Genomic DNA, 23689 nt, shown 5'->3' on the forward strand with positions numbered 1-23689 from the left:
TCATATATTAATTATTCCTCTTTTATATTATTTTCTTCTTCTATAGTTGAATTTTCGTTGGAATTTTCATAATTTTTTAAAAATATTTTTTTAACTTTTTGGTTAATTTCTTCATATAATTCTTTATTTTCTTTTAATACTTTTTTAGATGCTTCTCTTCCTTGTCCGAGCTTTTCACCCTGATATGAATACCAGGATCCTGCTTTTTTGATTATTTCTAAATTTGCAGCTATATCTAATGTTTCTCCTATAGGAGATATACCTTCTCCATACATCATATCTACTTCAGCTATTTTGAAAGGAGGTGCTACTTTATTTTTAACTATTTTTATTTTAGTTCTATTACCTATTACATCAGAGCCATTTTTTATTTGCTCTCCCCTTCTTACCTCCATTCTTATAGTAGAATAAAATTTTAATGCACGTCCCCCTGTTGTTACTTCAGGATTTCCATACATTACTCCAACTTTTTCTCTAAGTTGATTTATGAAAATAGCTACAACATTTGACTTATTAATTATTCCTGTTAATTTTCTTAATGCTTGTGACATTAGCCTTGCTTGCAAGCCCACATGAGAATCCCCTATATCGCCTTCTATTTCAGCTCTAGGAACAAGAGCTGCAACTGAGTCAATAACTACTATATCTATTCCTCCAGATTGAAGTAATTTTTCAGTTATATCTAATGCTTGTTCTCCAGTATCAGGTTGTGATAAGAAAAATCTATTTGGGGTGAAATCCACTCCTAACGATTTTGCGTATTCTGTATCAAGAGCATTTTCAGCATCTATAAATGCTGCTACTCCTCCCTGTTTTTGTGCTTCTGCTATGGCATGAAGAGCCACAGTAGTTTTACCAGAAGATTCTGGACCAAATATTTCGATTATTCTTCCTCTAGGATATCCATTAATTCCTAGTGCTTTATCTATGGAAAGAGAACCAGAAGATATTGATTCTACTTTTACAGTATAATCACCTTCTAAATTCATAATAGAACCCTTACCATAAACTTTTTCTATTTCCTTTATCGCCTTAGCAAGTGCCTCTTCTCTGTTTGAGGGAGTATTTATATTTATTTTATTTTTTTTTTCTTTAGCCATTTTAATCTCCTATTGTATTTGTTAATGTGCCTATTCCATCAATAGATATTTTTATTTCATCTCCTTTTTTTAAAAACTGTGGTGGATTCATTGTAGATCCTATACCAGCGGGAGTACCAGTAGCTATTATGTCGCACGCTTCAAAGGGAATTACCTTACTTATTTCAGTTAATAAATCATCTATTCTAAATAACATTTCAGAGGTTGATGAATTTTGTCTTATTTCCCCATTCACTTTTGTAATTATATTCATAGATTCAGGTGATGAAAATTCATCTTTTGTAACCAGATATGGACCAATTATAGCCGATTTTTCAAGCGATTTACCTAAGAAAAATTGGCCATGTTTGTATTGCATATCGTGAGCAGTTATATCGTTAATAATTGTATAACCAAAAACATAATCAAGAGCAAGTGGTTTCAAAATATTTTTTGATTTTTTTGCTATTACTACAGCTAATTCTCCTTCATAATCTAGTTGGCTTGTTAATTCTTTATGAGAAGGAATAATTTCATTATTGGCCGCTACAGATGTAGCTACTTTTGTAAATATTATTATATCTTTTGGAGTTTTAATATCATCATATTTTATTTCTTTAATTAGTGATGGATAGTTATGTCCTACACAAAATATATTTTTAGGAGGTCTTATAATTGGAGCTCTCCATATAATATCAGATAAAGAAATTTTATAACTTTCACTATTTTTCGATTTTTGAACTTTTGATATTAATAATCTTATTTTTTCTATAAACTCTATTCCGTATACTTCTATTGCTTCTCTCAATGTAGATGGTATAAAGTCGTCATCATCAAAATCTTTTATAATATCTATAATATTCCAAACTTTTTCTTCTTTTTTTACTTTAACACCGTATAATTCAACATTTTTATATTTAAAAGATAAAAATTTCATCAGTTTCTCCTAACAATTTTTAATTAAGAATGCATTTATTTTTAGTAAATTATATCATATATAAAATATTTATTCTATAAATTTTTTAATAGTAAATATTAATAACAACAAAAATTATATTAACAATTTTATCCTATGGAATCTTTCATTTGAAATGAAATAAGTCTATTTAATTCTACAGCATATTCCATAGGTAATTTTTTAGAAAATGGCTCTATAAAGCCCATAACAATCATTTCTGTAGCTTTTATTTTATTTATACCTCTACTCATTAAATAAAATAACTGTTCTTCAGAAATTTTTGAAACTGTAGCTTCGTGTTCTAATGAAATATTAGGATTTTTTATATCATTATATGGTATGGTATCTGATGTTGATAATTCGTCTAATATTATTGTATCGCACTCAATGTTAGATCTTGAACCATCAGAATTTTCTCCAAATTTTATCCATCCTCTGTAATTAACCTTACCTCCACGTCTAGACATAGATTTAGATATAACTGTAGATGAAGTATTAGGTGCTAAATGAATCATTTTACATCCTGCATCCAAAAATTGATTTTCACTAGCTAATGCAATAGAAAGAGTACTACCTCTAGCACCTTTACCCATAAGTACACAAGATGGATATTTCATGGTTAATTTTGATCCTAAATTCCCATCTATCCATTCCATATTTCCATTTTCTTCTACAATAGCCCTTTTTGTTACTAAATTATAAACGTTTGTCGACCAGTTTTGTATTGTAGTATATCGAAATCTAGAATTTTTTTTAATAAATATTTCTACAACAGCAGCGTGTAAAGAACTTGCTGAATATGTAGGAGCTGTACACCCTTCCACATAATTAATTGATGAATTTTCATCAATTATTATTAATGTTCTCTCAAATTGTCCCATTTTTTCAGAGTTAATTCTGAAATAGGCTTGTAAAGGTGATTCTATTGATACATTTGGAGGACAATAAATAAAAGATCCTCCAGACCAAACAGCAGAATTTAATGCAGAAAATTTGTTATCTGATGATTTTACTGATTTTGAAAAATATTTTCTGAAAATTTCTTCATGATTTTTTAATGCTGTGTCTGTATCTTCAAAAATTATTCCGAGATCTTCAAATTTTTTTTTCATGTTATGATAAACTACCTCTGATTCATATTGTGCAGATACACCAGCTAAATATTTTTTTTCAGCATCTGGTATACCTAATTTTTCAAATGTATTTTTTATTTCATAAGGCACTTCATCCCAATTTTTTTCTGTTTTTTTTGAAGATTTAACATAATATGTTAAATCTTCAAAATTAAGTTCTGATAAATCTCCTCCCCATGTAGGCATAGGAATTGAATAAAATTCTTCTAATGCATTTAATCTATATTCCAACATCCATTTAGGTTCTTTTTTTCTAATAGATATGGTTTTTACTATATCTCTAGTAAGTCCTCTATTAGTTTTAAAAATGGAAATATCTGCATCTGAGAAACCATATTTATATTCTGAGAACATTGATTCATTTTTATTCAACTTTATTTTCCTCCTCATCTAATATTTTTTCTACTATTTTCCAACTTAACACTGCACATTTAACTCTAGCTGGGAGTTTAGAGATATTTTTTAAAACTATAGCATCATTTAATATATTTTCATCATAATTTTTACCCATTATCATATTAAGAAAATTTTTTATTTTTATTTTTGCTTCTCTTATAGATAAATTTCTCAATTCATCAGTTAATATTGACGATGAAGCTAGAGAAATAGAACATCCTTCCCCTAAAAATGAAATATTTTTTATTTTAGAATCAATTATTTTTAAATAAACAGTTATTCTGTCGCCACAACTAGGATTTAACATCTCTAATTCATGATTATAATCTTTTATTTTTAGAAAATTATGAGGATTTGAACTATGGTCTAATATAACTTGTTTATAAATTTCTCTCATATTATCAAAATTCATTTTTAAAAAACTCCCTTATATCTTTTAATGTTTCAATAAATATATCTATTTCTTCGATTGTGTTATAAAAGTACAAACTAACTCTAACTACAGAAGAAACATTAAGTCTACATAATAAAGGTTGAGTACATTGATGTCCTGCTCTTACGCATATACCTTTAGCATCTAAAAATGATGCAAGATCATGAGGATGAATATTTTTTAAATTGAATGAAATTAATGAAACTTTTTTATTTACATCTCTTGTTCCGTAAATTTCTAAGTCTTTTATTGTTTCTAATTTTTTCAATAAATAGTTGGTCAAATATTTAGTGTATTTTTCAATATTATCAATGCCTATATTATTAATATAATTTATTGCAGCCATAAGTGATACTGCTTGTTCTAAAAGAGGAGTTCCTGCTTCGTATTTATAAGGTATTGGAGCCCACGATGATTTAAAATCATTAACTGTTTTTATCATTCCACCTCCATATTTTGCAGGAGATAAATTATCTAGGATATTTTTTTTACCGTATAAAACTCCTATTCCAGTTGATGCTAAAAGTTTATGACCAGAAAAAACAAGAAAATCGCAATTAATTTTTTGGACATCAATTTTAAAATGAGGAACAGCTTGAGCAGCGTCAACTATAAAATATATATTTTTTTCACTTAGTTGATTTCCTATTTTTTCAATTGGGTTAATTGTTCCTAAAACGTTAGAGGCATAAGTTAATGAAATTATTTTTGTGTTAGAGTTTATAATTTTTTTTAATTTTTTTATACTTATTTCATGGTTATTATCTACTTCTAATATTCTCAATTTAGCCTTTTTCCTTTTTGCTAATTGTTGCCAAGGAATAAAATTTGAGTGATGTTCTATAGAACTTACTATAATTTCATCATTTTCTTCTATTTTTTCTTCTAACATTCTTGATAAAATATTTATTGATTCTGTTGTACCACTTGTATATATTATTTCTTCAGAATGTTTTGCATTTATAAATTTTTTAACAATATCTTTGCTTTCAGAATATAAATTTTCTGATTCATTTCCTAATGTGTATACAGATCTGTGGATATTGGAATTATAATTTTCATAATAATTAACAATAGAATTTATTACTGCATTAGGTTTTTGTGTTGTAGCAGCATTATCAAAAAAAATTATTTTATTGTTATTAATTTTTCTTTTTAAAATCGGGAAATCTTCCCTTATATTGTCAATATTCATTTAAAACTCACTTTTCCTTATTATTTTTTTTATATTTTCAATAATATATTCTTTTATTTCTTTATTTTTTATTTTATGAATTATTTCAAAAATAAATCCTGATGACAGTAAAAAGTTGGCATCTTTCGTTGATATTCCTCTACTATTTAAGTAATAAATTTGTTCTTCATTTATTTTTCCTATTGAGGCTCCATGGCCTGCTTTAACATCGTTTTCATCAATCAAAAGTATAGGATTTGTTTTTGCTTTAGCATTTTTAGAAAGTGACATCAATTTTAAGCTTTGAAAAGATTTTGAATCATGTGCTCCCTTAATTATTATACCTACTCCATTAAATGTAATATCAGAATATTCTAGCAAAATTCCTCTTTGTAGTATATTTCCACTTGTTTTTTCTCCAATATTTGTCAATTCAGTATTAAAATAATGTTGTTTATTTTTTGCACCTATTGTGACAACATTAATATTAGAAGTAGAATTTTTTTCTTTTATTTTTGTATCATTATCATAATATATATTAGATTCATCTATAGCTACTATATTCCAATCTATTGTAGAGTTAGTTAAGGTTTTACCAAAATGAGAAATATAACCATATTCCTTATTTTTTATGTTACTAACAGAATCATATAGCAAATGAGAATTTTCTTCGGTTATTGCTTCTGTTATTATATTGAATGGTTTATCAGAAAAAGATGATATATAATTTTCAATAAAATTTAATTTTGAATTTTTATTTAATTTTAAAAATACATGATTATATAAAGAAAAATTGTCTTCAATAAAGACATAATATTTCATTGGAATATCTATCTCACAATTTTCTAAAACTTCTATATATATTCCTGAATTTATAAAAATATAATGCAAATATTTATATATATCATTTAATAATGAAATTTCAGAAAAATTTTTTATTTTTTTTTCATTTAAAGATTGAAAAATATTCTTAATAATTATTTTATCCTTATATTTTTCTGGTATGTTGAAATATTCTATTTTATTATTTTTTTGTATAATAACAAGATCATCATTATTAAAGGAAAATAATTTTTTATAATCTTTTTTTGAACATTTATCATATACAAAATTTTTTATATTGAAATCTAATTTTAAATTTTTAGTTTTTTTATCCTCAAATGAAATATTTCTGGAATTAAAGTTATTTTTTAATTTTTTCCTAAAATTATAATATTCAACAGATTCATTAGTGTTTTTAGCTATTAAATAAAGCTCATCATTTGAAATATTTATATATTTTTCTTTCATATCTACCCTTTCTTATTTATTTCGTTTTCAACCAATCATATCCTTCTTTTTCCAATTTTAATGCAAGTTCAGGTCCTCCAGATTTTACTATTTTGCCATCCATTAACACATGAACATAATCTGGTTTAATATAATTAAGCAATCTTTGATAATGTGTAATAATTAAAAATGCAGTATCTTCTTCGTCTTTCATTTTATTAACACCTTTAGATACAATTTTAAGTGCATCAATATCCAATCCTGAATCTATTTCATCTAAAATTGAAAATTTAGGTTTTATCATCATCATTTGAAGGATTTCATTTCTTTTTTTTTCGCCTCCAGAAAATCCTTCATTTACGTATCTTTGTGACATCTTCAAATTCATTTCTAAAAATTTCATAGTTTCATCTAATTTTTTAACATATGATAATAAAGGTATATTTACTTTGTTTTTAGAATTTATTGCTGTTTTTATCAACTCTGAATTTGTGATACCTGGAATTTCTGAAGGATATTGCATAGCTAAAAATAATCCCTCTCTTGCTCTTTCATCAACTGTCATATCTAAAATTTCTTTATCATCTAATTTTATATTTCCTTTTAAAATATTATATTTAGGATCTCCCATGATTGCAGATGCTAACGTTGACTTACCTGCACCATTTGGTCCCATAATAGCGTGAATTTCACCTGAGTTTATTTTTAAATTTAAATCATTTAATATTTTTTTATTGTTAATAGAAACATTTAAATTAGTTATATTAAGTGTAGACATAAATTCCTCCTTCTATATTAACAATTATATCATGATATTTATTTTTTATCATTAAAAGTCGCCCACAATTTAAAGAAAGTTCATAGTTTATGAAAAACCTATATAACAAGATTTTTTTATTTTTTATAAAAACAAATATAAAAAAATCAACAACAAAACAAGTATATTTTTGTTGTTGATTTTTCTTTTTTTATTTTTTAAATTTTAAGCTAGTTTTCTCTCTAAATCGTTTATCAACGATTATATCGTACAATTTTTTTAAAAAAATAATTTGTTAATAATTATATTGTATAATTATTTTTATTTATTTTCTTATTTATTTGACAATTCGAACGTATCTTTTGCTATCATTAATTCTTCATCTGTAGGAATAACAAATGCTTTTACTTTTGATGTAGGTTTTGTTATTTCTGCAATTTTTCCTCTCACATCATTAGCTTTTTTATCAAATTCAATTCCTAAAAATGAAAGATCTTCTAGTACTTCTTCACGTACCCAAGAAGCATTTTCACCTACTCCTGCTGTAAACACAATAACATCTACACCATTCATTAGTGCCGCATATGATCCTATATATTCTTTAATTCTAGTTAAATAAACATCTATTGCTTCTGTTGATCTTGAATCTTTATATCTCAAGTCTTCAACATCTCTTAGGTCTGAAGAAACACATGAAAGTCCTTTTAATCCTGATTCTTTATTAAATATATGTATTATTTCATCTAGAGATAATCCTGTTTTAAGAGAAATGTATGGGATAGTAGCTGGATCTATATCCCCTGTTCTAGTTCCCATAACAAGTCCAGAAAGTGGTGTGAATCCCATAGATGTATCTAATGATTTTCCATCTTTTATAGCACAAACAGATGCCCCATTACCTATATGACATGAAATAATTTTTAAATCTTTTTTATTTCCTAAAATTTTTGTAACAGCCTTAGCTATATATCTATGACTAGTACCGTGTGCTCCATACTTTCTAACCCCATATTTTTCGTATAATTCTCTAGGAATTGCATACATATATGTAGATTTTGGCATTGATTGATGGAAAGCAGTATCAAAAGTTAAAACATTTGGCACTCCCGGTAAAGCTTTTTGAAAAGCTTTTACTCCCATTATATTAGCAGGATTATGTAATGGAGCTAAATCTTCAATTGAGTCAAGTTTTTTTAACACTTCATCCGTAACTAAAACAGATGAATCATAAAATTCACCACCATGTACAACTCTATGTCCTACACCTTCTATTTCATTTGTATTTTCTACTATTTTAAGTTCTGTTAATTTTTTTAATAATCTATCTATTGCAAAATTATGATTTGGAATATCTAATTCTTCTTTTATTTTTTTGTCACCAAATTTAATTGTAAATATACCGTTATCTATTCCAATTCTTTCTACTAATCCTTTTGCAATTACTTTTTCTTCAGGCATTTCAAATAATTGAAATTTTAACGATGAACTACCTGAATTAATAGCTAATATCTTTGTCATAATATATCTCCTTGTTTTTTTGTCTTTTTTTATTATCTCACTTATTTACAATAAATTCAATAAAAAATAATATAAGATTTAATAATTTTTCAGACTGATTTTTTTGACAAAACTTTTTTCAATTCTTTCGTTATTTTTAATGGAATTCCTATACTAACTAATTTTTCATCTGTTGTATTTAATATGCTTTCTATGCTAGAAAAATTATCATATAAAATTTTTTTTCTTTTTATACCTATACCTTTTATATTGTCAAATACAGAATTATACATAGATTTATTTCTAATATTTCTATGATAAGAAATAGCAAATCTATGAACTTCTTCTTGTATATTTTCTAAAAATAAAAATTCTTCTAAATTTTTTTTAATTTTTATTTTTTCAAATTCATCAGTTATAATATGGTCGGTTTTGTGTTTTTTATTTTTTACTAATCCTATTATTTTTATATTTAATTTTAGTTTTTTGTGAATTACTTCTATAGCTCCTTTAACATGCTGAATTCCTCCATCAACAATAATAAGATCTGGTAAATTAAATTCTTTTTTTCTATATTCTTTATATAAAACATTTTTTAATGTAAAAACATCATCTATGTAATTATTTTGTATCCTATATTTTTTATATCCATTTTTATTTTTTTCACCATCTATATAATTAACTTTTGCTGAAACAGCATTTTGACCTAAAATGTTCGAATTATCAAACATATCTATACTCTTTGCATATCCAATATTTAAAATATTAGATACTTTTTCTACAATTTTTTTATTTTTTTTATGTTTTTCTTGTATTTTTATTAAATTATTTTCTAAAAATTTTTTAGAATTTATTTCTATATTTTTTATTATTTTTTTATTTGTGCCTCTCTTAGGAGAAATAATTTCTGTTTTTAATATATCTTCTAAAAATTTATTATTTACGCCTTTTATATATATTTTTTTGGGTTTTTTATTCTTTGTATAATATTGTACTAAATATAAATATATTAACTCTTTATAATCATCATAGACATCAAAATATTCTACTTTTCTTTCTATTATACTTCCAAATCTGTATAAAAAAATTTGAATACATATATAATGTTCATTTAAATAATAGCCCACATAATCTCTATCTTCTTTAGTTTTCAAATAAATTGTTTGATTTTCTAAAGATATATTAATTAATTTTATCAATTCATAATTTCTCTGGGCTTCTTCAAAATTTAATTTTTTAACATTATTTTTAATTTTTTCATTTAATATTTTTAGAACACTTTCTTTGTTGCCGTTTAAAAATTTTTCTATTTTTTTTATATTTAAATTATATTCTTCTCTAGATATATTTTTAGCACAAGGGCCTATACATTCGTTAATTTGGTAGTATAAGCAAGGTCTTTTAGCTATAGGATTACATCGCCTTAAAGGAAATAATTTATATATAATATCTTTCAATATATTAGCAGAATTATTATTTTGATATGGACCAAAATACAAATTTTTTGAATTATAATTAAACTTTTTAGAAATGATAACCCTTGGATTATCTTCATTAGTTATAACTATATAGGGTAATCTCTTGTCATCTTTTAATTTTATATTATAATATGGTTTATATTTTTTTATTAATTTATTTTCTAAAAATAAAGCTTCTTTTTCTGATGAGACAACTATATATTGAATATCTTTTATATTTTCTACAAGTTTTTTAGTTTTTACATTAACATTATCATTAAAATAAGAATAGATACGTTTTTTTATGTTTTTTGCTTTTCCTATATATATGATTTTATTATTTTGATCTAAATATAAATAACATCCAGGATTATTTGGTAGTATTTTTATTTTATTTTTTAATATATCATTCATTTTTAATCCTCATAAAAAAAGATAAAGCATTACTCTTTATCTTTTTAACAATATTATTTTGCTACTACAACAGTTATAGTAGAACCTTTTTTTAGCATTCCTGTATTAGGATTTTGTGAAATTACAATATTTTTTGAATAATTTGAGTTCTTTTCATAAGAAATTGATAAGTTAATATTATTATCATGTGCCCAATCTTTTATTAATTTAAAATCTTGATTAGAAAAATTTTTAACATTAACTGAAGATTTATTTGGATCTTCTCCTTTTGATAAAGTTACTGTGACACTGTCCCCTTTTTTTATCTTAGAATTTTTTTCAGGATTTTGGTCAATTATTTGATTTTGTTTATATTCTGAATTATATTCACTGCTTCCAACTTTAATTTGAATACCTAGTTTTTCAGCAATTACATAGGCATCATTCAAATCTTTTCCTACAAAATTAGGAACTGATATTGCTTTAGATCCTGTAGATATTTTTATTATCAGATTTGTTTTTTTAGGAGTAACTTTTTCTCCTGCATCTATACTTTGATGCATGACTTTTCCTTCTTCGTATTCATCAGATTCAGATTTTTCAAACGTAACATTTTTGAACCCGATATCCTCGACTGATTTTTTTACCTGTTCCTCTGTCATACCTACATAATTCGGCATAGAAATTGTATTTCTTCCCGATGAAACTTTTACATTAATTTCTGTCCCTTTTTTAACTTTTTTACCAGCCGCTGGATCACTACTTATAATTTCATTTTCATCCACATCATCACTAGGTGTCTCTGTTACCTCTCCTAATTTCAAATCTAATTTTTTAAGTTTTTTTTCAGCTTCTTCTACTGTCATATTTTTCAAATCTGGAACTAATATATTAGATTTCAAATAATAATTATATGAAAAATAACTTAATATAGCAATTAATAAAAGTATTATTATAGATAATGAAACTTTTGCTTTTTTAGAAAGCCGTTTTTTATTTGCATTTTTATTTTTTTTAATATTATCATTTTCATTTTGTTTTCTTAATAGATTTTGATTATCCTCATCATCTAAATTCATATTTTTAATGGAAGTTTTTTCATATGAATCACTATCATTTTCTAAACTATCAAAACCAAAATATGAATTTTCATTTATTCTATCTGCATTTAAACAAGTTTCTAAATCATTTTTTAATTCTTTACTACTAATATATCTTTCATTTGGATTTTTCATTGTAGCTTTTTTTATTATATTTTTTACACTTTGAGGAACATCGTTTCTATATTTACTTATTTCTGGTAATGGTTCTCTTAAATGTTTTAATGCTATAGCTACAGGAGACTCACCTTTAAATGGTATTCTACCTGTTATTAGTTCAAACATCAAAATCCCGAATGAATAAATATCACTCTGTGCTGTAGCAACATTTCCCCTAGCTTGTTCAGGAGATAAATAATATACTGTTCCTAACATTTGATTAGTTTGAGTTAAAGTAGTATCTCCATAAGCTCTAGATATCCCAAAATCTGTTATTTTGCAAGTCAAATCCTTTGTCATTAATATATTTTGAGGTTTAATATCTCTATGAATTATTCCATTTTTATGTGCTTCTGATAAACCACTAGCTATTTGTGTCATTATATTTATTGCCTTTTCAATAGGAATATTCGGATTTTCTGACATATAATCTTTTAATGTTTGACCCTCTACGTATTCTAATATTAAATAGTAGAAATTACCTTCATTTTGCACATCATATATTGATACAATATTTTTATGATATAAAGAAGTTACCGCATTCGCCTCTCTATTAAATCTTTTTATAGCTTCTTCATCATCAGAATTAATATTAAATGTTTTTACAGCTACTTTTCTATTTAAAATTATATCTTCTGCTAACCAAACGGTAGCCATCCCTCCCGTTCCAAGATGGGAAATTATTTTATATCTATTGCATATTAATTTATTTAACACCTTCTACACCTCTTAAAAATTTAAATAAAGAAATAGAAATATTATCTACTCCTCCTTTTTCATTTGCCAATTTTATAAGTTTTTCAACCGCTATCTTTAATTCATTTTTGTATATTATATCTACAATTTCTTTCTTTGATAACATAGTAGTTAAACCATCAGAACAATTTATTATATATTCAAATCTATCTATTTCATTTTTGTAATGAATTTTTATATTTTCTGAAACTCCTAAAGCTTGAGTCAAAAAATGTTTTTTAGGGTGTTTACTTGCTTCATATTCAGTAATTGCTCCAGCATTTAAAAGTACTCCTACAAAAGAATCATCACTACTTAAAAGTTCAATATTTCTATCAACTATTCCAAAAGACAAACTATCTCCTACATTTGCTGTAAATATTTTTTTGTCATATATTACAGTTATTAAAATAGTAGTACCCATTTGTATATTACTTTTAATTGACTTATCTAATATCTCATCATTAAAATGGTTTATTTTTTCTAAAACCCAAGTTTTCATATTTTCATAGCTAGAAAATTTAGTATTTACCCATAATTTTGATAACTTTTTTGTAATATAATTGCTTGAAAAAAGTGAATTATCATGGCTACTAACACCATCACATATTACACTTAAAATATATCCTTGACTATTTTTTTTTACAATAATAGCATCCTCATTTTTTTGTTTTTTCAAACCTATATTATTACTATAAAAATATGCTACTGACATTTTCACCACCACCAATAATTTCTTTTTTTCTTTCTTTAGCTCTTAATTGACCGCATGCTGCATCAATGTCATCACCTTGTGTTCTTCTTATCGTAACATTAACATTATTTTTTTTCAAGATATTTTTAAATTTTAGAATATTTTCTTTAGTAGTTCGAACATAACCTCTCTCTGGAACATAATTTATAGGAATTAAATTGACATGACAATTCAATCCTTTAATTAATTTTGCTAAAAGATAAGCATGTTCGGGCTTATCATTTACTCTTCCCATTAAACCATATTCAAATGTTATTCTTCTATTTGTAACTTTTTGATAATATTTTATTGCTGTCATTAATTTTTCAATACTATACGCCTTATTTATCGGCATAATTTTACTTCTTATTTCATCATTAGGTGCATGGAGCGATATTGCAAAATTTATTTGTGTATTTTCATTTGCAAATTCATATATTTTAGGGACAATTCCTGAAGTTGAAACAGTTATATGTCTTGCTCCTATATTAAATGAAAAAGGAGAATTAATTATTCTAATAAAATCCATCATTTCAGTATAATTTTCAAAAGGTTCTCCTATTCCCATAATAACTACACTAGATATTTTTTCATGAGTCTTATCAAGTTCTTGTTGTACCTTTAACACTTGAGAAACAATTTCTCCTGCTTCCAAATTTCTTTTAAGGCCCCCTAAGGACGAAGCACAAAAAGTACAACCAATTCTGCATCCTATTTGAGTTGTTACACATAGAGAATTACCATATTTATTTTTCATAAGAACACTCTCTATAGTATATTTATCTTGAAGTTGAAATAAAAATTTTATAGTCCCATCTCTTGAGGTTTGTTTTACAAGTGTCTTAAGCGTTGTAATTGTAAAATCTTCTTTTAGCTTTAAAATTAAGTTTTTTGGTATATTTGTTATATTATCAAAATTTTTAATTTTTTTATTATAAAGAAAATCAAATATTTGTTTTGCTCTATATTTTTTTTCTCCAATAGACAAAATATATTCTTCAAGTTGATCTATTCTTAGAGAATATATAGACATCTTATCAAAATTTTTAATCCAATGATTTTTATTATATTTTTTGAACTCTGAAAGCTTCATTATACTCCTTTTTTTCTTAATTTACATATGAAAAATCCATCACATTCATACTCATCTGGAAGAATTTTAATCATTCCTTTTTTATATTCTTTTATTATACTATTATCTATTGAAATTTTTTCTAATACAAAATTATTATTTTTTTTCAAAAACTTTTTAATATTATCTTCATTTTCTTTGTTATCTATAGTGCATGTTGAATAAATTAAAATACCATTTTCTTTCAAATATTTTTTTGAATTTTCTAAGATGCTTAACTGTGTTTTTCTTATTTGATTTATGTAGTTAGTGTTTATTTTATATTTTATTTCAGGTTTATTTTTTATAACTCCTATTCCAGAACAAGGAACATCACAAATAATAATGTCAAATTTTTCTTTGTACTCATCTTTGTAAATAGTAGCATCTTGTTTAAAAACTTTGATATTTTTAATATCTAATTTTTTGGCATTATCCTCTATTAAACTTATTTTATGTTCATGCTTATCGCATGAGTAGACTATAGAATTAGGATAAAGTGTTGCAATATGTAATGATTTACCCCCAGGAGCAGCACAAGTATCCAATATTTTATAATTTATTTTTTTATTTTCTCCTATAGAATGAGCTACTAATGAACTTGACTCTCCCTGAAATATGTAATTTCCTAAGTTGAATTTTTCATCATTACTTATTATATTTTTTAATAAAAGGTTATCGGGAGATATATTGCTATGTACAGCTTCTATTTTTTTATTTTCAAAATACTGTTTTAATTCTTTAACATTGTTTTTAATTAAATTAACTCTTATAGAATTTTTACTTTTATTGTTAAATGATAAAATAATTTTTCTAGTTTTTTCTGTGCCATATTCTTTTTTTAAAATATAAAATAAATCTTTAGGACAGGAATTTTCTATCATGAATTTTTCTTCATCATTTTTAAAATTAATATTATTAGCATTAAAATTTTTTATTATATTTCTTAAAAGTGCGTTAACAAATGAACTGGAAAATTTACCGTCTATTTCTTTAGAAATTATAACAGCTTCATTTACAATAGCATAATTAGGTGTTCTATTCATAAACAATATTTGATATAAAGACATTAATAATATAACTTTTATTTTATTTTTAGTTTTTGATTTAGAAAAACATTTTATTATGTACTCTAAATACAATTTATTTTTTATAGTACCATACACTACTTCTGTTATAAATTTTTTATCTTTAATATCTATAATATTATTTTTTTTATAAAAATTATTTAATGTTATATTACTAAAAGCATCATCGGAAAATATTTTTAATAAAATTTCATAAATATAAAATCTTGTACGGTTCTTAATCATTATTTTCTCCAAGAATAATTCCTTCATAATTTCTACTATTAATAAAATTATTTATGCACATTCTTTTTTTACCAGATATCTGTACTTCTTTAAGTTTTAATGTTGTATTTTCTCCACATTTTACTAATAAATATTGTTTATTTTGTTGTATTATAGTCCCTGGTTTTACATTACTATAATCTATTTCTCCAATTATTGATTTATATATTTTAAATATTTTGTTATTCAAATAAGTGTATGCTCCTGGAACAGAATCTAATGATCTTATTTTGTTAAATATTATCCTAGAATTATCATTCCAATCTATTTTTTCATCATGTCTAGTTATGTTATAAGCAAAGCACACTTCATTTTCATTTTGTTTAATTGGATTTATAGTATTATTAAAAATTTTAGGTAATGTGTCCTTTAGTAAATTTTTTCCCAAATTAGATAATTTTTCATATAATGAATCATAGTTCATATCATCAGTAATTTCAATTTCTTTTTGTTCTATTATATCTCCTGCATCTAATTTGTTTATCATATACATTATAGTAATACCTGTTTTTTTATAATCATTCATGAGTGCATATTGAATTGGAGCTCCCCCTCTTAACATAGGTAATAATGAGGCATGAACATTAATAGCTTTATATTTTGGAATATTTAATATACTATCAGGAACTATCTGTCCATATGCAGCCGTAATTATTATATCTGGATTTATTTTTTTTACTTCATCTAATACTTTAGAATCAGAGTATATTTTAACTGGCTGAATTACTTTTATATTGTACTTTTCTGCTAAAATTTTAATAGGAGATGGAGTTAATATTTTTTTTCTTCCTACTTTTTTATCTGGTTGAGTTATTACAAGTTCAACATTATAATTTTTTATTAACATCTCCAAAATTGGAACAGAAAAATTAGGCGTACCCATAAATATTATTTTTTTATTTTTCATATAATTCTCCTTATAATAGACAAATAATAAAATCTTTAAAAAAACTAGAGTAAACTCTAGTTTTTTATTATTTTTCTTTATTTAAATTTCTTGCTATCTTGTCTAATTCATTTATTTTTAAAAATTCTTGACTAATTAATTTTGAATTTTTTAATGATATAGCTTTTTCCGATTTATTTTTTAATATTTCAGAATATTTTTTTATTGTATCTATATCGGTGTTATTCAAATAAATATCTTTATTTTTAATATTTTCAAAATCATTGATACTTTGTAATAATATATTATAATTTTGATTTAGAATTTCTATAACATTTTCACTTATTAAATTTTTATCTAAATCTACTTCTATTTTCCCAATTATATCATTAAATTTTATAATATTTTCTGCTATATTTTTTAATTTTTGATTTATATATTCAGATGAATAAGTGTACGAAACTATATTTGAAACTATTTTACTATCTTTATTATCAAGAATAAAATTATTATTATTTTTATAACTAAATTTTATTTTATTAGATATATTTAATATTTTATCATCTTTAAATGCTTCTAAGCCATAGTTTTTTTTAAATTGATAATTTGATAAACTTGTCTTAAATTCATCTTCTGATATAACTTCATCATTAATGTGAAAAATTAATAATTTTTCATTTGAATTGTAGTCTATTTTTTCCAAATGAGTGATATTAGAATTTTTAAATATATCATTTATATATTCTTGATTTACGATTTCAGAGGGTTTATTGCCACATGAACAAAGAGTTAATATTAAAAATAACATAGATATTAATATATATATTTTTTTTATCATAGTATTTTAAAAAAGTTCTGGATGTTTTACTATATTTAAATTTTCATCAATGTCAAACACTAATGGTTTACCTGTAGGTATGTTTAATTTTAATATTTGTTCATCTGATATATTTAACAGATATTTTATTAATGCTCTCAAACTGTTACCATGAGCTGAAATTAAAACATTTTTCCCTTCTTTAATATCATTAGATATTACTTTTTTCCAATAAGGTAGTACTCTATCTATAGTTAGTTTTAGGCTTTCTCCTCTAGGTATTTCATTTTTAGGGATTATTGAGTATCTTAACTCATTACCAGGATAATATACACTATTTTCATCAACTAGAGGGGGAGTTATATCGAAACTTCTTCTCCAAAGTAATACTTGTTCATCACCATATTTTTCTGCTGTTTCTTTTTTATTTAATCCTTGCAAAGCTCCATAATGTCTTTCATTTAATCTCCAACTTTTTAATACTGGTATCCATAATTGATCCATTTCCTCTAATACAATATTTAATGTTTTTATTGCTCTTTTTTGAAATGAAGTATATGCCACATCAAATATTATATTTAAATCTTTTAAAATTTCTCCCGCCTTTTGTGCTTCATTTTTTCCTTTTTCAGTTATGTCGACGTCTACCCAACCTGTAAATTTATTCTCTAGATTCCATTGACTTTCTCCATGTCTTGTTAAAACTAATTTCATTTTTTCTCCTTTTCTTAACTAAAAGTATTTAAAATATAGATAATTGGTATATTTCTAAAATTGATAAATAAAATAAATATCCTATGATTATTGATAAAATCATATATAAAAAGAATATTTCCCTATTTGAATTTTTTTTAAATATTTTTTGAAAATCTATTTTAATAATTATTTTATTTACTAAAATAATAATAACAAATAATAAAAACAACTTTATTACTTTCATATTATACTCCTAAAACATATCAAACCATCCTTTTTTCTTAAAGAACCATAACATTCCAGCGGCGATAAGAAACATAACAATCCAAAGAACAAAATATCCATACTCTGTTTGAAGTTCTGGCATATATGAAAAATTCATTCCATAAACTCCAGCTAGGAAAGTTAAAGGTAGGAATATAGTAGATATAACTGTTAGTGTCATCATTATGTTATTAGATTTAAATGAGTTATACGTCATATAGTTTTCTCTTATATCACTAGCTAATTCTCTGCTAGCTTCAATAATTTCAGTTTGTTGAACTAATTCGTCATATACATCATGAAAATATTTTCTATCGTTATCTGTCATATCAACTCTTCTAGAAACTAAAAATCTATGAATTAACTCTCTCATAGGAAGTAATCCTCTTCTTAATTTTAAAAGATCACTTCTTAAATCAAAAACTTCGTTCATGATTTTACTACCTTTTGTATGTGCATCATTTTCTTCTAGTTCATCTAATCTATTTTCTATTTTAGAAATTAAAGGAATATATCCTTCAACTATTTCTGATATTAACATATGCATAACATGCATTGGGGAATATTCATCACCTTTATACAAAACTTTAGAAATAACTTTACTTAAAAATCTTATATGAGTTAAATGAATTGTTACTATATAATTTTTTCCAATAAACATATTTATAGTTTCATATTCAGAATCAATATTTTTTAAAATATGCGATACCAAAAAAATCTGTTGTCTTGTTATTTCAATTTTTGGTCTTTCTAATAATGTAAGACAATCCTCAATTAGTAATTCATGAAACCTAAAAAACGTAGTAAGTAATTCTATTTCTTTTTTAGTAGGACAGTTAAAATCGACCCAATACCAAGAAATATTATCGTTTTTTACTTCTTCTAATGATAAATTTGTTAGCAAACCTCCTAGTTTATCAATAGCGATAATTTTTAACATAATATCTCCTCCAACAATATATTATAATAATAACATATAAAAAAAAATTAGTAAATTTATTTTAAAATATTTTTTAAGTAATACATTATAATTCCAGAACTTATGGCAACATTGAGACTTTCAGCCTTACCTTTCATATCTATTTTAATTTTATAATCAGATTTTTTTATAATATCTGGCTCTATACCATTTCCTTCATTTCCAAAAATAATAGCATATTTTTTACTTATTTTATCTAAATCACTTAGCTTTATAGAGCAGTTTAGAGCAGTTGAAATTATATCGAACTCCTTCATGTTTGATAATTGTTTTATTATATCTATATTTTCATAACAATCTATGTGAAAATTACTTCCTTGCATACTTCTTATAGCTTTTTGCGAATATAATGATGCACATCCTTTTCCTAATAAAACACAATCAAAGCCAAAAGCATCAGCGTTTCTGACAATAGTTCCTAAATTACCGGGATCTTGGATTCTATCTAAAATAATAATGTTTTTGTAATTATTTATTTCTAATTTCTTTTTTTTTATCTCACAAATAGCAAATATTCCCTGATTATGAATTGTTTCTGATAAACATTTTGCTATATTTTCAGTTATTATAGTTGTTTTATATTTAGAAAAATTATTTAGTCTTAAGTATTCATCACCTATCTTATCTGTTAAAAAAATTTCTTTTACTACATTAGATGCTAATGCTTCTTTCAATAAGTGAATTCCCTCTATCACAAATAAATTTTTCTTTTTTACTTGTTTGTTTTTTTTTAAATTTAAATATAGCTTAATTTTTTTATTTTCAATAGATGTTATCAAAACTTATCTCCTTTTTAAAAATTGAATTTATTAAATACATATGATACAATTACTTATACATTATATCATATGTATGGAGGCATTATGAATTATTTAATATTTTTAGCGATAGTTTTCTTATTTATTATAATATTTTTAGTATATAATTATTTTAAAATATCTAAAGCAGTAACAAAACTTAATTATGATGAATTTAAAAAAAATATAAGAAATGTACAATTAGTAGATGTTAGAGAAAAGGATGAATTTATGTATGCACATATAAATGGAGCAAGAAATATACCTATGTCTCAAATTAATTTTAAATGTATGTCTCTTTTAAAAGACAAACCTATTTACCTTTGTGATAAAAATGGAACATTATCACCAAGAGCGGCATTAACTCTTAGAAAAAATGGATATTCTGATATATATATGCTAAAAAATGGGTTACAAGATTGGAAAGAAAATTTAAAAACTAAAAAATAAATAGAAATAGTTATCTATCTTCTAAAATTATAAATTTTTAGAGGATAGTTTTTTTATCTAAAAATAACTTTAAAATAAAATATATACTAATATTAAATAATTTATATATATTTATTTTTTTCATAAATTTTTTTAAAAATTCTTATTATTAATGTAACTCTTATTTTTCTACCTACATAAGAAAAATTTTATGAATTATTATATGTAACTGTCCCTCAATTATAACCACATTATATGTTTTTACTTTTTTGTATTAAAAAATGGAAATTTTATATATTTAAAAAAATAAAAACTTAATAAATATAGAAGCAGGAAAAAACTACTTAAAAGGAATGTTGGATAGTTTGGTTAATATTAAGTTTAAATGCAATGTTAATATTTTCTGTTTTTAAAAAATGTAGATTTATAGTTTATTATTTGAAAGTAGTAAAAAAATATAAAAACTGTTCAATACATATTAGGATACTGATACATCAAAACAATCATTGATATGTGTATACGTTATAAAATTATAAAAATATAGGTGATAATTTACAAAATATATAAAAATAAAAAAACACATAAAAAAATAAAATATTAAAAGACTTCTTTGTATATAAAGAAGTCTTTTAATTATTTATGATGTTAATTTTTAGATAAATCTGATAATATATTTTCTATCTTTTGAGCATATTCATAAGTATTATCATATTCAAAAAATAATTCAGGAAATTTTCTAATTTTAATTTTTTTAGATACTTCTGTTTTAATAAATCCTTTTAACTTAGACAATGATTTTTTGACATTTTCTTTTTCTTTATCATTTCCATATATTGTATAATATACTTTAGCTTGAGAATAATCTGCTGTCATGTTAACATCTGTAATTGTAATAAAACCTAAATTATATGATTTTACTTTTGTTGATATTACAAATGATATTTCTTTTTTTATCTGTTCTGCTAATCTATTAGCTCTTAATTTTGACATTTTAAATTCCTTCTTATATTATTTTATTTTTTTGTTTCCTCCATTACGAATAATTCAAAAACATCTCCTTCTTTAATATCAGAATAGTTTTCAACTGTTATTCCACATTCATATCCATTTTGTACTTCTTTAACGTCATCTTTATATCTTTTTAATGTTCCAATTTTACCTTCAAATATTACAATGCTATCTCTTATTACCCTTAATTGAGCATTATGAAGTACCTTACCTTCTGTTACGTAAGAACCTGCAATTGTCCCAATTTTTGAAACTTTATATACCTGTCTTACTTCTGCTAAACCTAATATTTTTTCTTTAAATTCAGGTGCTAATAGTCCTTTCATGGCATTTTCTATCTCTTCTATAACTTTATAAATTATACTGTGCAATCTAACATCAATTTTTTCTTCTTGAATTTTTTGTTTTGCGTTAGCATCTGGTCTAACATTAAAACCTATAACAACAGCTTTAGATGCAGCCGCTAAGGTAACATCAGATTCATTTATTGCTCCTACACCTGTATGTATTATTCTTACATTAACTCCATCTACTTCGATTTTAGCCAGTGACATTGATAATGCCTCTACAGATCCTTGCACATCAGCTTTTAAAATTATATTTAAATCTTTTGCTTCCCCTTGTTTCATTTGTTCAAATAAACTATCAAGAGATAATGAAGCTTGCGATTCTCTTTGACTTTCTATATATTGTTGCTGTCTAGCTTCTCCTATTTGTCTTGCAGTTTTTTCATCACCAAAAACTACAAATCTATCTCCGGCATTAGGTACGTCTTGTAATCCTGTTATTTCTACAGGAGTTGATGGGAGTGCATTTTTTATTGATTTTCCTCTATCATTTATCATTGCTCTTACTCTACCAAATGTATTACCTACTACTATTGGATCAGATATTTTAAGAGTTCCATTTTGAACTAATAATGTAGCTACTGTTCCTCTTCCTTTGTCTAATCTAGCTTCTATTACAGTTCCTAATGCTAATCTGTTTGGATTTGCTTTTAATTCTTGCATATCAGATACTAATAGTACCATTTCTAACAGTTCATCGACTCCCTTATTTTGAAGTGCAGAAATTGGAACGAATATAGTTTCACCACCCCATGCTTCTGGAGTTAATCCATACTCTGCAAGTTCACCCATAACTTTTTCTGGATTTGCTTGTGGTTTATCTATTTTATTAACTGCTACTATAATAGGAACATTAGCTGCTTTAGCATGATTTATTGCTTCTATAGTTTGTGGCATAACTCCATCATCAGCTGCTACTACTAATATTGTAATATCAGTAATTTGTGCTCCTCTTGCTCTCATAGTTGTAAATGCTGCGTGTCCTGGTGTATCTAAAAATGTGATTTTTCTTCCGTTTAAATTTACTTGATATGCTCCAATATGTTGAGTTATACCACCTGACTCTTCAGATGTTACTTTTGTATGTCTTATATTGTCTAGTAAAGTAGTTTTACCATGATCTACATGACCCATAATTGTAACAATAGGAGCTCTTAACACTAAATCTTTTTCATCTTCTTCAACATCAAAATATATGTCTAAATCTTCTTTGTTGACTTCTAATTCTTTTTGAATTTCTTTTCCATATGCTATTGCAATAAGTTCTATTTGTTCAAAAGTTAATGTTTGATTTATATTAGCCATTATTTTTAATTCAACAAATAATTTTTTTATTAAGTCTGTTGAACTAATTTCAAATTTTTCAGCTAACTCTGCTACTGTCATTACTTCTTTTACTAATATTACATTTGAATTAATATTATCTTCAACAGAGGATACAATTGTTGCTGGTTGTTCTTTACTGTTTTTCTTTCTCTTATCTTTTTTTATTTTTTTCTTTTTATTAAGTTTAGGTTTTTTATTTTTTTTATCTACTATCTTTTTATTTTTTTCTTTATGATGTTCTTTTTTATTAAATATACCCTCTAAATATATAAATCCTTCTTCAGATAAATAAGACATATGTTTTCCTGCTTGTATATTAGCATCAACTAATATATTTATGATTTCTTTTGAAGATTTGCCTACTTTTTTAGCATACTCATATATTCTAATTTTTTCTACCATAA

At 24.2% G+C, this 23689-nt stretch carries 22 protein-coding genes; 1 reads left to right on the forward strand and 21 read right to left on the reverse strand.

All coding sequences use genetic code 11. The annotated features are described in order from the left end of the window. Positions 1-11 precede the first annotated feature (11 nt). The 19 genes from recA to HMPREF1871_RS01950 all read right to left on the reverse strand — a co-directional run bounded on the left by recA (position 12) and on the right by HMPREF1871_RS01950 (position 20157). Positions 12-1100, reverse strand: a complete 1089-nt coding sequence (gene recA, locus HMPREF1871_RS01860) for a recombinase RecA (RefSeq protein ID WP_066129279.1) — start codon at positions 1098-1100, stop codon at positions 12-14. Between the two features lies 1 nt (position 1101). After that, entirely contained in the window at positions 1102-2016 is a 915-nt protein-coding gene (locus HMPREF1871_RS01865) for a fumarylacetoacetate hydrolase family protein (protein ID WP_066129282.1), read from the reverse strand. Between the two features lie 128 nt (positions 2017-2144). Next, positions 2145-3524 (reverse strand): Fe-S cluster assembly protein SufB, encoded by a 1380-nt coding sequence (gene sufB / locus HMPREF1871_RS01870; protein ID WP_066129462.1) that lies wholly within the window; start codon positions 3522-3524, stop codon positions 2145-2147. Between the two features lie 10 nt (positions 3525-3534). Continuing rightward, the gene (sufU, locus tag HMPREF1871_RS01875; RefSeq protein WP_066129285.1) at positions 3535-3978 is read right to left on the reverse strand and encodes a Fe-S cluster assembly sulfur transfer protein SufU; all 444 of its coding nucleotides are present in this window, start codon (positions 3976-3978) and stop codon (positions 3535-3537) included. After that, positions 3968-5194, reverse strand: a complete 1227-nt coding sequence (locus tag HMPREF1871_RS01880; RefSeq protein ID WP_066129288.1) for an aminotransferase class V-fold PLP-dependent enzyme — start codon at positions 5192-5194, stop codon at positions 3968-3970. The genes sufU and HMPREF1871_RS01880 overlap by 11 nt, the downstream gene beginning before the upstream one ends. Then, positions 5195-6463 (reverse strand): SufD family Fe-S cluster assembly protein, encoded by a 1269-nt coding sequence (locus HMPREF1871_RS01885; RefSeq protein ID WP_066129290.1) that lies wholly within the window; start codon positions 6461-6463, stop codon positions 5195-5197. It lies immediately after the preceding gene. Between the two features lie 16 nt (positions 6464-6479). Then, on the reverse strand, positions 6480-7220 hold the full coding sequence (sufC, locus tag HMPREF1871_RS01890) for a Fe-S cluster assembly ATPase SufC (protein WP_066129293.1): 741 nt from the start codon (positions 7218-7220) through the stop codon (positions 6480-6482). Between the two features lie 312 nt (positions 7221-7532). Then, positions 7533-8717, reverse strand: a complete 1185-nt coding sequence (locus tag HMPREF1871_RS01895; RefSeq protein ID WP_066129297.1) for an acetate/propionate family kinase — start codon at positions 8715-8717, stop codon at positions 7533-7535. 89 nt (positions 8718-8806) lie between these two features. Continuing rightward, entirely contained in the window at positions 8807-10567 is a 1761-nt protein-coding gene (gene uvrC, locus HMPREF1871_RS01900; RefSeq protein WP_066129299.1) for an excinuclease ABC subunit UvrC, read from the reverse strand. Between the two features lie 53 nt (positions 10568-10620). Then, positions 10621-12522, reverse strand: a complete 1902-nt coding sequence (gene pknB / locus HMPREF1871_RS01905; protein WP_083505607.1) for a Stk1 family PASTA domain-containing Ser/Thr kinase — start codon at positions 12520-12522, stop codon at positions 10621-10623. Beyond that, on the reverse strand, positions 12512-13255 hold the full coding sequence (locus tag HMPREF1871_RS01910) for a protein phosphatase 2C domain-containing protein (RefSeq protein ID WP_066129302.1): 744 nt from the start codon (positions 13253-13255) through the stop codon (positions 12512-12514). The genes pknB and HMPREF1871_RS01910 overlap by 11 nt, the downstream gene beginning before the upstream one ends. Beyond that, entirely contained in the window at positions 13233-14366 is a 1134-nt protein-coding gene (gene rlmN / locus HMPREF1871_RS01915) for a dual-specificity RNA methyltransferase RlmN (protein WP_066129305.1), read from the reverse strand. The genes HMPREF1871_RS01910 and rlmN overlap by 23 nt, the downstream gene beginning before the upstream one ends. Beyond that, positions 14366-15697, reverse strand: a complete 1332-nt coding sequence (gene rsmB / locus HMPREF1871_RS01920; protein ID WP_066129308.1) for a 16S rRNA (cytosine(967)-C(5))-methyltransferase RsmB — start codon at positions 15695-15697, stop codon at positions 14366-14368. The genes rlmN and rsmB overlap by 1 nt, the downstream gene beginning before the upstream one ends. After that, entirely contained in the window at positions 15690-16643 is a 954-nt protein-coding gene (gene fmt, locus HMPREF1871_RS01925; RefSeq protein ID WP_066129311.1) for a methionyl-tRNA formyltransferase, read from the reverse strand. The genes rsmB and fmt overlap by 8 nt, the downstream gene beginning before the upstream one ends. 67 nt (positions 16644-16710) lie before the next feature. Continuing rightward, a complete protein-coding gene (locus HMPREF1871_RS01930; protein WP_066129314.1) occupies positions 16711-17460 on the reverse strand; it encodes a hypothetical protein in 750 nt (249 codons plus the stop codon). A 6-nt stretch (positions 17461-17466) separates the two neighbouring features. After that, the gene (gene gpmA, locus HMPREF1871_RS01935; RefSeq protein ID WP_066129317.1) at positions 17467-18153 is read right to left on the reverse strand and encodes a 2,3-diphosphoglycerate-dependent phosphoglycerate mutase; all 687 of its coding nucleotides are present in this window, start codon (positions 18151-18153) and stop codon (positions 17467-17469) included. 28 nt (positions 18154-18181) lie between these two features. After that, positions 18182-18379, reverse strand: a complete 198-nt coding sequence (locus HMPREF1871_RS01940) for a DUF1146 family protein (protein WP_066129320.1) — start codon at positions 18377-18379, stop codon at positions 18182-18184. 9 nt (positions 18380-18388) lie between these two features. Next, positions 18389-19339 carry a magnesium/cobalt transporter CorA gene (gene corA / locus HMPREF1871_RS01945; RefSeq protein ID WP_066129324.1) on the reverse strand — a complete coding sequence of 317 codons (951 nt, stop codon included), beginning with the start codon at positions 19337-19339 and terminating at the stop codon, positions 18389-18391. A 56-nt stretch (positions 19340-19395) separates the two neighbouring features. Continuing rightward, entirely contained in the window at positions 19396-20157 is a 762-nt protein-coding gene (locus HMPREF1871_RS01950; protein WP_066129326.1) for a TrmH family RNA methyltransferase, read from the reverse strand. A gap of 84 nt (positions 20158-20241) precedes the next feature. On the opposite strand from HMPREF1871_RS01950, the gene HMPREF1871_RS01955 reads away from it, so the two are divergent. Then, positions 20242-20625 carry a rhodanese-like domain-containing protein gene (locus HMPREF1871_RS01955; protein ID WP_066129329.1) on the forward strand — a complete coding sequence of 128 codons (384 nt, stop codon included), beginning with the start codon at positions 20242-20244 and terminating at the stop codon, positions 20623-20625. A gap of 624 nt (positions 20626-21249) precedes the next feature. Here the strand turns inward: HMPREF1871_RS01955 and rbfA are convergent. Then, positions 21250-21594: a 30S ribosome-binding factor RbfA gene (rbfA, locus tag HMPREF1871_RS01960; RefSeq protein WP_066129332.1), complete on the reverse strand. Its 345-nt coding sequence runs from the start codon at positions 21592-21594 to the stop codon at positions 21250-21252. Between the two features lie 23 nt (positions 21595-21617). Continuing rightward, a complete protein-coding gene (infB, locus tag HMPREF1871_RS01965) occupies positions 21618-23687 on the reverse strand; it encodes a translation initiation factor IF-2 (protein WP_066129335.1) in 2070 nt (689 codons plus the stop codon). Positions 23688-23689 lie beyond the last annotated feature (2 nt).

The sequence above is a fragment of the Gemelliphila asaccharolytica genome (genome assembly GCF_001553005.1).
In the GTDB taxonomy this organism is placed as follows: Bacteria; Bacillota; Bacilli; order Staphylococcales; family Gemellaceae; genus Gemelliphila; species Gemelliphila asaccharolytica.

Excerpts from the sequence above, each read along its gene's own strand:
- HMPREF1871_RS01895 (WP_066129297.1), bottom strand. The coding sequence starts at position 8,717 with ATGACAAAGATATTAGCTATTAATTCAGGTAGTTCATCGTTAAAATTT.
- recA (WP_066129279.1), bottom strand. The coding sequence starts at position 1,100 with ATGGCTAAAGAAAAAAAAAATAAAATAAATATAAATACTCCCTCAAAC.
- sufU (WP_066129285.1), bottom strand. The coding sequence starts at position 3,978 with ATGAATTTTGATAATATGAGAGAAATTTATAAACAAGTTATATTAGAC.
- infB (WP_066129335.1), bottom strand. The coding sequence starts at position 23,687 with ATGGTAGAAAAAATTAGAATATATGAGTATGCTAAAAAAGTAGGCAAA.
- uvrC (WP_066129299.1), bottom strand. The coding sequence starts at position 10,567 with ATGAATGATATATTAAAAAATAAAATAAAAATACTACCAAATAATCCT.
- sufC (WP_066129293.1), bottom strand. The coding sequence starts at position 7,220 with ATGTCTACACTTAATATAACTAATTTAAATGTTTCTATTAACAATAAA.
- HMPREF1871_RS01885 (WP_066129290.1), bottom strand. The coding sequence starts at position 6,463 with ATGAAAGAAAAATATATAAATATTTCAAATGATGAGCTTTATTTAATA.
- HMPREF1871_RS01865 (WP_066129282.1), bottom strand. The coding sequence starts at position 2,016 with ATGAAATTTTTATCTTTTAAATATAAAAATGTTGAATTATACGGTGTT.
- rbfA (WP_066129332.1), bottom strand. The coding sequence starts at position 21,594 with ATGTCAAAATTAAGAGCTAATAGATTAGCAGAACAGATAAAAAAAGAA.
- fmt (WP_066129311.1), bottom strand. The coding sequence starts at position 16,643 with ATGAAAAATAAAAAAATAATATTTATGGGTACGCCTAATTTTTCTGTT.
- HMPREF1871_RS01955 (WP_066129329.1), top strand. The coding sequence starts at position 20,242 with ATGAATTATTTAATATTTTTAGCGATAGTTTTCTTATTTATTATAATA.
- HMPREF1871_RS01930 (WP_066129314.1), bottom strand. The coding sequence starts at position 17,460 with ATGATAAAAAAAATATATATATTAATATCTATGTTATTTTTAATATTA.
- HMPREF1871_RS01910 (WP_066129302.1), bottom strand. The coding sequence starts at position 13,255 with ATGTCAGTAGCATATTTTTATAGTAATAATATAGGTTTGAAAAAACAA.
- HMPREF1871_RS01940 (WP_066129320.1), bottom strand. The coding sequence starts at position 18,379 with ATGAAAGTAATAAAGTTGTTTTTATTATTTGTTATTATTATTTTAGTA.
- rsmB (WP_066129308.1), bottom strand. The coding sequence starts at position 15,697 with ATGATTAAGAACCGTACAAGATTTTATATTTATGAAATTTTATTAAAA.
- gpmA (WP_066129317.1), bottom strand. The coding sequence starts at position 18,153 with ATGAAATTAGTTTTAACAAGACATGGAGAAAGTCAATGGAATCTAGAG.
- sufB (WP_066129462.1), bottom strand. The coding sequence starts at position 3,524 with ATGTTCTCAGAATATAAATATGGTTTCTCAGATGCAGATATTTCCATT.
- rlmN (WP_066129305.1), bottom strand. The coding sequence starts at position 14,366 with ATGAAGCTTTCAGAGTTCAAAAAATATAATAAAAATCATTGGATTAAA.
- corA (WP_066129324.1), bottom strand. The coding sequence starts at position 19,339 with ATGTTAAAAATTATCGCTATTGATAAACTAGGAGGTTTGCTAACAAAT.
- HMPREF1871_RS01880 (WP_066129288.1), bottom strand. The coding sequence starts at position 5,194 with ATGAATATTGACAATATAAGGGAAGATTTCCCGATTTTAAAAAGAAAA.